This window comes from Mesorhizobium sp. 128a (assembly GCF_053848025.1).
This window is the reverse complement of the sequence record NZ_JBSPKY010000037.1, coordinates 19,902-30,070: the sequence shown is the minus strand read 5'-3', so window position 1 is coordinate 30,070 and position 10,169 is coordinate 19,902. Positions and strand designations below refer to the sequence as shown.

The 10,169-nt window shown below is 59.2% G+C and carries 7 protein-coding genes; 1 reads left to right on the top strand and 6 read right to left on the bottom strand.

Annotated features, from left to right (window positions below; translation table 11 throughout):
- Positions 1 to 149 precede the first annotated feature (149 nt).
- Positions 150 to 1,130 carry a dipeptidase gene (locus tag ACWTU9_RS31820; protein ID WP_455861776.1) on the bottom strand — a complete coding sequence of 327 codons (981 nt, stop codon included), beginning with the start codon at positions 1,128 to 1,130 and terminating at the stop codon, positions 150 to 152.
- 167 nt (positions 1,131 to 1,297) lie between these two features.
- Between ACWTU9_RS31820 and ACWTU9_RS31815 the strand changes: the two genes are divergently transcribed.
- Positions 1,298 to 1,993 (top strand): GntR family transcriptional regulator, encoded by a 696-nt coding sequence (locus ACWTU9_RS31815; protein ID WP_455861775.1) that lies wholly within the window; start codon positions 1,298 to 1,300, stop codon positions 1,991 to 1,993.
- 546 nt (positions 1,994 to 2,539) lie between these two features.
- Here ACWTU9_RS31815 and ACWTU9_RS31810 read toward each other — a convergent pair.
- The 5 genes from ACWTU9_RS31810 to ACWTU9_RS31790 form a co-directional block, all read right to left on the bottom strand.
- Positions 2,540 to 4,429 (bottom strand): CocE/NonD family hydrolase, encoded by a 1,890-nt coding sequence (locus tag ACWTU9_RS31810; protein WP_455861774.1) that lies wholly within the window; start codon positions 4,427 to 4,429, stop codon positions 2,540 to 2,542.
- Between the two features lie 121 nt (positions 4,430 to 4,550).
- The gene (locus ACWTU9_RS31805; protein WP_455861773.1) at positions 4,551 to 5,378 is read right to left on the bottom strand and encodes an ABC transporter permease; all 828 of its coding nucleotides are present in this window, start codon (positions 5,376 to 5,378) and stop codon (positions 4,551 to 4,553) included.
- Positions 5,379 to 5,389: 11 nt separating this feature from the next.
- Positions 5,390 to 6,430, bottom strand: a complete 1,041-nt coding sequence (locus ACWTU9_RS31800; RefSeq protein WP_455861772.1) for an ABC transporter permease — start codon at positions 6,428 to 6,430, stop codon at positions 5,390 to 5,392.
- 60 nt (positions 6,431 to 6,490) lie between these two features.
- On the bottom strand, positions 6,491 to 8,038 hold the full coding sequence (locus ACWTU9_RS31795; protein WP_455861771.1) for an ABC transporter substrate-binding protein: 1,548 nt from the start codon (positions 8,036 to 8,038) through the stop codon (positions 6,491 to 6,493).
- A 341-nt stretch (positions 8,039 to 8,379) separates the two neighbouring features.
- Positions 8,380 to 10,017, bottom strand: a complete 1,638-nt coding sequence (locus tag ACWTU9_RS31790; RefSeq protein ID WP_455861770.1) for an ABC transporter ATP-binding protein — start codon at positions 10,015 to 10,017, stop codon at positions 8,380 to 8,382.
- Positions 10,018 to 10,169 lie beyond the last annotated feature (152 nt).

The window sequence follows — 10,169 nt, the reverse complement described above, 5'->3', positions numbered from 1 at the left end:
TCGCCTGGAGGTCAACCCTGCCCTCCTTCGTCAGCTTGGTAGTTACAGCCGGGAAAACGCCAGTCCATCTTTGCATAAAAAATCCCCAGTTTAGATCAGTCGAATTTTTTTCGAAGCCTGGCTTTGCCAGCCACCGCGAAGTGCGCCGTCTATTTCCAAACGAGGGAGGCAACGCGCAGGAAGTTCTCGCCCATAACCAGGCGGGCATCAGCCTCGGAATAGCCGTGCGTGAGGAGCGTTTCGGTAATTTCGGGCAGCTGCTCAGGCTTGTAGGTGTGCATCGCTGCCCAGTCCGCGGCAGTATACCCTGGCCACGCCCACGGGTTGTTCGCGAAGTTGTTCGAGGGCTTAAAGATAATGTCCCCACCTATGCCCACGTGGTGGATGCCAACTAACTCGACAGCATAGTCAATATGGGCGAATACGGTGTCGATCTTCGCATCCGTCCCATTCAGGAACGTACTGATGCCATTGATCCCCACGACACCGCCAGTGACGGCGCAGGCCAGCATCTGCTCGTTGCGGATATTGCGCGCGTGGTCATACATGGCGCGGGGATTCGAGTGCGAGAAGATGACTGGTTGCGTGGAAACCGAGCAGATATCCATCGAGGTCCTGAAGCTCGAGTGACTGCAGTCGACCATCATGCCGACGCGGTTCATTTCGGCAATTGCCGCCTTTCCCAGGTCGGTCAGGGGGATATCGACGTCGTGCGCGCCGCCGCCGAACGCATTATTGACGTTGTAGGCGAGGTTCATGTGCCGCACGCCAAGGCGGTGATACATGGAGATCAGCTCGATATTGCTGTCCAATGCCACGGCACCCTCAATGTCAAACGCCACTGCGAGGCGCCCACTCGTTTTGGCTCGGTGAATATCCTGCGCCGTTTCGACCATGACGAAGCGGTCCGACCGCATTTCGATCCAGCGGCGGTAATGGGCCGCGCAGCGCAGCGTCTCCTCCCAAGGCATAATGTCGAAACCGATATTAATACCGACGTAAGTGGCGCCGCCCTCTCGCCAGCGCTCGAGCACGCTGAGGTCAAGGTCCGCAAATGGCGCAAATCCTGCGTGCGCATCCCAGACAATCGCGTTGCCGTGAACGCGTGTACTCCGGTTTGACACTTCCATCTCCGTTGCCACATTAGCGCTTCGGATCCAATCTACAGTTCAATGTCGCCCATTGTCCAGCCTTGATATTTCTGCTTAAAGAATTATTCAGTGCCATCCCCGCGCCGTCGAGCGGCCATCATGGGCCAGCGGCGATGTCGGGGCTGCGAACCAGAAGGTTAATGCGGATGCTTGAGCAGAACACGCAGCGCTCGAAATACATGCTGCAGCGGCAAAGTTTGCCTGAGTCGCTGGCGGAGTCCCTGCGCGAGCGAATACTAAATGGAGAATTCAAGGAAGGCGAGCAACTGGTACAAGAGGAGATCGCCACAGACTACGGATGCAGCCGGATGCCCGTGCGCGAGGCTTTCCGCCAACTCGAAGCGGCAGGTCTGATTATCTCGAGGATTCACAAAGGGGCTATCGTCTCAGCGTTGCCGCCGGAACAAATCCGAGAACTCTTCGAGCTGCGCTCGCTGCTAGAGTGCGATATCCTCAAGCACTCGCTTGGAAAACTGACAGCCGAAAGCATTGTGCAATCTGAGCAGATCCTGGTGCAGCTTGAGAACGCATATCACACCAGGGACATCGCCCGCGTCGGGACTCTCAACTGGGAATTTCACCGTAGCCTCTACCTGCCTGCGGGTAAGGTCCAAACACTCGCTATTCTGCAGGGTATCAACGTCCAGATAGACCGCTACATCCGCATCCAGCTCCTGCTTACCTCTGGCTTCGAGGGCGCGGAGCGGGAGCATCGACGCATTCTCAGCATGTGCAAAAAGCGGGATCCGGCGGTCGTTGATTTTATGCGCAAGCATATCCTCTCCGCAGGCGACAATCTGGTCGAGGCGCTCCAAAAGCGCCGCGTAAGCGATGCGACGTAGCCGCGCGCTCTTTTCTTCGATGATATGATTGTCTCGGGCGGAGAACATTTATCCGCATGAGGTCGAGGAACTGCTTCACAGCTGCCCCGGTATCAGGGACTCGGTGCTGCTCGGCACGCCCAACAAGGAGTGGGGCAGCGTGGTGACTGCGTCCACCGCAAGGGGAGAGGCGGGCCTTTCCGCGAGGACTACCTCCGGGCTTCAGAGCGAATGCCAGTTTAGGTGGAGCAAACCCTGCGCCGTCAAAGAATAGGGTTGGGCGATAGCACCCGGGCCCGGTGAGTTTCCCCGCAAAGGCCTGCTCGAACTGGCGCAAACTCACCGCCCGGATTACAGTGACCATGAAGGACTCGCTGGCACCGCTCTTCTACAAGAGCCAGCCGGTTCGCCAGGGCACAGTGTTTGCCATTTGGCAGTCGGGCTTTGCCCGGGGAGAACTCAGACACAGCCTGCTCCAGCCTCCCGCAGTGCCCCAGCACCGTGAGTGGCGGGGCAGGCACCGCTCGGATTTTTAGATCCGGTCACCTCCAACGCCAGTCGCGCCTCTCACTCCTGCCCAAGCACCGGTAAAAGCAGACGCGATGGGTATTCCCCTCCATGAAACACCGTCTGGTTTGCACAGACCGATGGTCCCGGCGCGCCGCCGCGATTCTGGTTGCGCTGGTACTTGGGAAAATCGGCCGATGAAATGTCGAGGCGAACGCGGTGCCCGGCGGCGAAGCGGTTGGCAGTCGCCCACATGTCAATCTCGAAGCAGTAGACTTTGCCGGGTTCAAGCGGCGCTGGCACCGGCCCGCGGTACCGCGTTCGCAGCACGCCGCTCTGGAGTTGGATCGCCCGGCCATCGGGAAATACATCGCTGATGCGCCCATAAAAGTCCGTCTCGAGCGCAGACGAACTTGCGTACAGAACGAGCCTCAGCGGTCCGGCGACGTCCAGATCGGCGTCCAGCGCCGTGGTGGTGTAGCACAGCACGTCGGCGCGCTGCTGGAGCCCCGCAATGTCGACACTGCCTGGCCGGTATGCATGCGAAAGGATGCTTCCGCCCATTGTAGGGGTCGGATCGTCCGGGTCGTAGGTATAGCTGTCCGACTTGGCTTCTCCGGCCGGGTGGCTCGTTTCCAGGCCCCCCCCGGCGGCGAGATAGAGCGGCCGCTCCCAAGCTTCGCTCGGCGGCCAACTCGACGAGAATCGCCACTGGTTGGCGCCCATTAGGTAGTAGGTCACGCGTGGGATTTCATCGACTGTACCCTTCCTCACGGCGTTGTACCAAACGTCCAGCAGCTCGATGTTGTCGGCCTTGCGGAAGCGCCTTTGAAGGGCGGGAACGTGCTCCTCGCCTTCGTGGTAACCCGGCTTGTTGTGCGCACTCGGCGTGACGAGCAGCCGACTACGGGAGCGGACCTCGTCCGATCCATGCTTCATAAGCTGCTGCCAACTGTACAGGGTGTCACCCAAGCCCCAGTCATACCAGCCGGTGATGAAAAACGCCGGCGCCTGAAGCGCGCAGCACAGTTCCTCAGGAGTGGATTTCGGAAAGAGGATCGCATCGGGATCGACGTCGTGGCCAAACAGCAGGTTGAGCCGCTTGGTGCTGACCGACGTGATGCTGTCATCACCGAGGGCTGTTCTTAGCAGCTGCGCGCGCTCGTTGCCGCCGAGGCCGGTATAATATCTCCACAGCCATTTCTTGCGCCCCAGGAGCGGCACATCACGCAGCCCGGGTACATATTCCAACAGGATTTCCGGCTGGGGCTCGTCCATAGGCGGGTTGAAATAGCCCGTCGCGAGCGTCTCCTCTTTCATCAAAACTTCCAACTCATCAAGAGAGACGGCGATCTTATCCGCCCCTTTCCCGATTGTCCGCGCATAGGCGTTGACGAACATGTGGTGCTGAACGCCGTTGCTGGGCAGGACACACAACGACCCGACCTCTGGGGCGATGGCGCTCATCGCCGGATGGGACGCCATGCAAACCTGCGTGCAACCATCATATGATCCGCCCATCGCGCCGATGAACCCGTCGTACCACGCCTGGCGGGTTATCCATTCGACAAAATCATAGCTGTCCTCCCACTCGTAGACATCGTAGTCCCAGGTATCGGGCTCGCTTGCGCCAGTCCCGCGCACATCCTGGCAGATCACCACGTAACCCCTTCGGCAGAGCGGGACCGAGATCTCCTCGTAGGATGCCGGGCCGTAGGGGGTTCGGACCGCAACACACGGCGCCGGGGTTATCGGTGGCAGATAGATGTGAGCCGCCAGACGAACACCGTCGCGCATCGTGACCCACTGCACTTCCCGCCTAACCGCGCTTTCTGGGTGGTGGGCCGGGGTCGCGCGCTCACCTGCCACGATTGCAGCAAAGGCGGCGGGCGTCAGCGAGCGTGGCCGAGAGGACGGGGCTTGCCTGTTTTCACTATCAACATCATTCATCTGAACCTCTCCTCTCAGCTGCACATTGAAGTTATGAAATTGTAGATTGGATACATTCCATTTGGACGCACAGATCCCGATCTTGCGTCGCTAAAGCATGGCAGTGCCCGGAGCGGAGTGCCTACGCCCCCCCACCTTCGGCCTGCCGGTTAACTGGGAGAAGCCCGTCAATTACCAGGTTTACGCCGATCGTCAGCTGCGCAATCGCCAGTGCAGGCAGGAACGGTGCGAGGCTGCCGAAATTCACGGCCTGAGCATTGTCGTGGACCATGCCACCCCAATCCGCGTAGGGGGGCTGGATCCCGAGCCCAAGGAAGCTTAGTGCCGCGATGAACAGCACCGCGAAACAAAACCGGAGGCCGAACTCGGCCACCAGGGGCGGCAATGCATTCGGCAGAACCTCTCGCCGCATGATCCAAACCAAGCGCTCGCCCCGAAGCCGGGCTACCTCAACATAGTCCATCGAGGCGATGTCGAGGGCCACGGCACGGCTCAGCCGGAACACGCCTGGCGCGCTCAGAATGGCCATCGTGACGACCAGAACGGACGTCGAACTGCCGAACACTGAAAGGATAACGAGTGAAAAGATGAGGCTCGGCATTGCCATCACAGCGTCGACGAAGCGGCTGAGAAACGTATCAACCCACCCCCCTGTAATGGCCGCGGCGAAACCTGCGGCCACGCCGATTGCAAAGGACATTAGCGAAATCAGGAGAGCCAGCGAAACGGTCGTCCTCGCACCGAACAGCAGGCGCGAGTAGATATCACGACCCAGATTATCGAGGCCGAGCCAGAATGCCTTGCTGGGCGGATCCCAGATCAACCCCACAATTTCGGTTTCGCCGTGCGGCGCCAGCAGCGGCGCGAACAGCACGGCCACGACGTTGAGTGATACGATTGCGATGCCGATGAGGGCGCCGATCGAAAACTTCCGGCCGAACAGCTTCATTGCTGTCTCCTTCAACGCGGGTGCCGCAGGCGCGGATTGCTAAGAATACTTAGCATGTCAGCGAGCATGTTTAGGCCAACATAGAAGCTTGCGAAGATCAGTCCGCAGGTCTGGACAACTGGTACATCGCGACTTGTTACCGCGTCGACCATCATTTGCCCCATGCCTGGATAGACGAAGACCACTTCGACAACGACGACACCGGCGACGAGGTAGGCGAGGTTGAGAGCGACGACGTTGATGATCGGCGAAAGGGCGTTGGGAAGGGCGTGCTCAATGACGATCCGCCAGCGAGGGATCCCCTTGAGCACTGCCATCTCGATGAAGGAACGCGAAAGCACATTGATCACGGCAGCCCGCGTCAGCCGCATCATGTGGGCCAGTACCACCAAGACGAGCGTTGTGACAGGAAGTGCGACATTGTAGAGGCGCTCCCATATCGACATATCCTCATTCACCATGGAAAGGCTGGGAAACCACCCGAGCCTCACCGAGAAGAATATGATCAGTACATAGCCTATGAAAAATTCAGGGACGGAAATCGTCAGCAACGTCACGGTGTTGATGGCCCTGTCGAATATCCCGTTCTGCCACACGGCGGCCAGAACTCCGAAAAAGATGGCGAGCGGCACGGATACGCACGCGGCAACGGCCGCGAGGAATAGACTGTTGCCAAGACGCTGCCATATCTCCGGCGCCAAATCCCGTTTCGACATCAGCGACGCCCCGATGTCGCCCTTTACGAAACTCGACAGCCAGTCGAGATAGCGAACCTGTGCGGGTCGGTCCAACCCAAGTGTCGTGCGGAGCGCCAGTTCCGCCTCCGGGGTCCTATTGCGGCCAAGGATCGCACCCGCCACATCGCCTGGCAAAATCTCTGTAGTCGTAAAGATCATTACCGATACGACCCACAGCGTAATCAATCCGATGGCAAACCGCCGCACTACGATGCCGGCGACTGACCAGCCGGAGGACGCCCGAGCAGCGTCCTCCGCGATCGGCGGAATAAGCCCAGGCCGTTGCTGCAAGCCGCCAGATAAATCCGTCACCACGACTCACCTTCCACATACCGAGTTGCAAATGCGGGGCCGAATAGCCCCGAGGCGGGGGAATCAGCTTTCAAACCAACAATGTTCAGTGTTGCGTTCGTCTCCGTCGACGAACCCCTTCACCTTGCGAGAAACACCACTGATGGTTTCGGGGAACATTACAATGATATGTCCACCGTCGTTACTAACCATCGTAGCCGCCTCACGATAAATCGACTTTCGGCGTTGCGGGTCCATTTCCGAGCGGGCCTCGACCAACAGCTTATCGAATTCAGGCCGGTGCCAGTGGGTGTCATTGATGTTGGAGGTAGACCCGTAGCAGAGCGACAATGCCTGGTCTTCTGAGATAAGGCTGCCCCAGTAAGATATGCAGAATGGAGCCTTACGCCACACGTTGTCCCAGTAGCCGTCTGCAGGCTCGCGATGAAGCTCGATTGTGATGCCAGCCTTGGCAGCGCTCTGCTGGAACAACACCGCCATGTCGACCGCGCCGGGAAATACGTCCGACACGTGGAGAACGATCGGCCCGCTGTGCCCCGACTTCGCATAATACACCTTCGCCTTCTCCACGTCGTAAGCGTGCTTCGGAATGTCGTTGGAGAAGAGCGGGTAAAAACTATTGATATTCGCGTCGGCGGCAATTTCGCCGAACCCAGCGTAGATGCCCTTGACGATCGCCTCGCGGTCGATCGCGTATTTCAAGGCCATGCGAAGGTCAGGATTATTGAACGGCGGAGTATCGACGAGCATGGCAAAATAATAGAATTTGGAGCTTGGAGCGCGCGATATCGTCAGGTTAGGAGCACCCTCGAGACGGGCTACGAGGTTCGGGGGCACCTCCGTGATGATATGAGCGCTCCCGGACAGGAGTGCCGACAGGCGCGCTGTATCATCGTTGATCACGAGCAGTTCGAGTTCATCAAACCAAACACTGTCTGGTTTGAAATAGTCGGGATTTCGGTGAAACGTGTAGCGTTTCCCCGGTTCAGCAATGTCTAGGACAAACGGTCCTGTGCCGTTGCCATTGTCGGGGTTTTCCGCCTGCGGCTGTGCGACCATGTGGATGTAGGCGAGCAGGTACGGAAGGCCGACATCCGGTGTCTTCAGGAAAATGGTCAGCTTATACGGCCCGTCAGCCTTGACATCATCTATATTTGCCATCAGCGGGAGGGCGCCTGATGCATTGGCCGGATCACGGTGGCGGTTTATTGAATAAACCATGTCCGCAGACGAGAAATCCTTGCCGTTGTGGAATTTGACGCCCTGCCTAAGTCGTATTACCCACTGCTTAGCGCCGTCGGCAGACTCCCAACTCTCCGCAAGTCCGCCGTGCAGCTTGCCGTCGGGAGCACGCTCGATCAGCAGGTTCCCGTATTGATAAGAGACTTCGGCCGTCACCGAAGATATAATGTGTGCCGGGTCGAGCGTGTCGCTCGACGATCCACCCTTGACCCCCAACACGAGCTTGCCGCCCCTGCGAGGTGTATCCGCCCTGGTGACCGATGGCAGCAGGGACGTGCCCAAGGTCGCGCAAACCCCAAAGGCCGCGGTCTTGAACAAAACAGCGCGTCTGGTCGGCGCATGACTGTTGAAATTATCTGAATTGGTCATGTTGTTCCCCTTTTCTAATTTAGCTGCATGACGAAGTGTTCGTGTGGCCCTGGATGCGCAAACCCTGAAGTCCGGGGAGCCGGCCCAATCTGAGGGTCGTAATCCGGAACGAGCCGGGTGGATACCGCGGGCGACCTTCGCCCTGTCTCACAATACGTGCTTAAGCCGGGCCCTAGGCTCTTCGATCCCAGCCGACCCGGTCTTCGGCTGTGAAAACGTCATCTTTGACACCTGCAAACGAAGCATCTGGATCTTTTTTTGTCAATCGTTTGTAGATTGGATACGATTTCCATCCGTCAGATTTTTCCCGCTGGCGGGTGAGGCCCGGCGTCATTAGTGCTTTATGCAGTGATAGCTTCAGCGCGGCGTGCGAGTACCCCATCAAGCCAGCCGGTATCCATTTCAGGCACGGAGGTGAGGAGCAGTTCGGTGTAGGGGTGCATATGCCCAGGAGGCGAAAAGACCTCCGCGCATGCGCCTTGCGACACGATGCGCCCCTCGAGCATGACAACGACACGGTCCGCGATCCGGCGCACCGTACCCAGGTCGTGGCTGATGAAGATATAGGCGTAGCCCTTTTCGCGCTGCAGGCGGGCAAGGAGGTCTAGGATTCCCTCGGCAACAAGCGGATCCAGGGCCGATGTGACTTCGTCACAGATGATGAGGTCGGGTTCGGCTGCCAGCGCGCGGGCGATGCAGATGCGCTGCTTCTGCCCGCCTGAAAGCTGACTAGGGTAGCGGTCGCGGAAGTCCGGGGGAAGGTCAATTTCCCTGAGAAGCTCGGCAATCCTGTCGCGGAGCTTCGTTCCCGAGAGGCCAAGATAGAACGCAAGCGGGCGGCCAAGAATCTCCTCCACTTTATGCCGCGGGTTCAAGGCCACGTCCGGCATCTGGTAGATCATCTGAATACGCCGCAGTGTGTCCTTGTCACGTGCGGTGAGATTGGCCTGCAGGCGGACGCCCCGAAATGTGATCATTCCCTTCTCGCTCGGGAGCAATCCCGTGATGACGCGGGCCAAGGTGCTCTTGCCGCTGCCGGACTCGCCTACGATCGCGACCGTCTCGCCCTTGCTGACCGAAAGATCAATTTCGTCGACCACGCGCACCGTCGTCGCATAGCGGGCGGCGACCTTGTCGAGCTTCAGAACCGTGGCGCTCGCGACATCTTGGTCGCGGGGTGGCTTGGCCACTGCTGCGCGGTTTGCGACAAGGGCACGGGTGTACTCGCCCTGCGGCTGCTGGAGGATCTGCTCCACCGGCCCTTCCTCGATCATGCTCCCGTGCCGGAGTACGAGGACGCGATCGGCGATCTGCGCCACCACCGCCAGGTCGTGGCTGATGTATAAGCCTGCGGTCTGGTGTTCTCTGATAAGCTTCCTGATCGAGGCGAGCACCTCGATCTGGGTCGTGACGTCAAGGGCCGTGGTCGGTTCGTCCAGGACGAGGATATCTGGCCTGCACGACATTGCCATCGCCGCCATAGCGCGCTGCAGCTGTCCGCCGGAGGCTTGATGCGGGTAGCGCTCTCCGAAGCTTTCGGGTGACGGCAGGTCCAGTTCCCGGAACAGGTGGACGGCGGTTGCCCGTGCCTCGTCCAGATCCATTAGCCCGTGGCGGATTGGTCCCTCGGCAACTTGGTCGATGAGACGTTTGGCAGGGTTGAAGGAGGCCGCAGCACTTTGGGCGATATAGGCAATGCGCCGACCGCGCATGCGGCGACGTTGCTCCGCTTCAAGCTTGCGGAAATCGACGCCGTCAAATCGGATCGTACCCTCCGTGATGGAGCATCCGGCGCGGGTGTACCCAAGAACTGCAAGCCCAAGAGTCGATTTGCCGGCGCCCGACTCTCCGATAAGCCCGACGACCTCGCCACGCCGGAGGGAGAGGTTCACGCCTTTGACGATCGGGATAGCCTGCGCGCCATCCGCTACTCCGGCGACAATGCTGAGATTGTCGATACGCAGGATTTCGGATGGCATTTCGCTTCTTAACATTCTTCAGCCTTGATGCCCGCCATAGGCCCGAGTGTGACCCATGGAACCCTACAATGTCAAGCGATCGTAGATTGGATACGATCGCCAGTCCAGAGCTGATGTTGCAGGAAGCCAAGGCCGGGGAGTGAGCGCGGCTA